1 protein-coding gene is annotated in these 910 nt (G+C 46.1%); it reads right to left on the bottom strand.

All coding sequences use genetic code 11. The features are described 5' to 3' along the window. The coding region (locus D8797_RS10240) for a mucin-binding protein (protein ID WP_446677498.1) at positions 1-849 on the bottom strand (849 nt) is incomplete at its 3' end. Positions 850-910: the final 61 nt, after the last annotated feature.

Raw genomic sequence — 910 nt, 5'->3', positions numbered from 1 at the left:
TTGTACAACTTCTTCACTGTTAGCGTCGCCAGCTTTCACTGTCTTCGCTGCTACATTGGCCTTATCTGCCACGAATCCAGTTACGACTGGTGTGCCTTCTTGTGCCAATTCTTTTGTAGCTGGTGTCCATGCGCCGAAGGTTTCAACGCCAGTTACACGGTTGCGTTCACCTGTACGTGTGAAGGCTGCTTCTTGAGTCACTGGAGCTTTCAGAGCTGGACGACCCGCTGTTTGACCATCTGCGTATTGNTACTTGATGGTACGAGTAACCTTGCTATTCAATTTAGCTGGGTCTGTAATTGGCTCTTTACCTTGACGAAGAGTAACAACAAATTGTTGGTCCTTCTTATCATCGTTATCGAAGGTCTTAGGTCCCTTGAACTCATCGTTCACTACTTCGTAGCCCTTGTCTGTCAATTCTTTCAGACGGGTTGCGTAGTTGGTTGTACCGATTGGCTCACCTGACTTACCACTTTCAACGACCTTACCAACTTCCTTGTTGTTATCATCTTGGTCTACGAATGTNATAATCGCTTTTTGACCATCTTTAACATAATTGATTGGTGTATCCTGAGTTGGATCGTTTGGAATTGGTGGTGGGTTGTAACCCTTGCTTGGATCGCTCGGATCTTTCGGTGTCAATGGTGTAGTACCATCTGGACCTACTGGTGTAGTGCCTGGTACATCTGGAACTACTGGAAGATCTGTTCCCGGCTTAGTTGGGTTATTTGGATCGTTTGGATATGGAAGGTTTGGTACTTTTGGAAGTCCGTCTGGTACATTTGGTACGTATGAACCGAGCTTCTTGTATTGTACAACTTCTTCACTGTTAGCGTCGCCAGCTTTCACTGTCTTCGCTGCTACATTGGCCTTATCTGCCACGAATCCAGTTACGACTGGTGTGCCTTCT

The sequence above is a fragment of the Streptococcus cristatus genome, from assembly GCF_003944225.1.
GTDB lineage: Bacteria > Bacillota > Bacilli > Lactobacillales > Streptococcaceae > Streptococcus > Streptococcus cristatus_K.
This window is presented reverse-complemented; position numbering and strand designations above follow the sequence as displayed.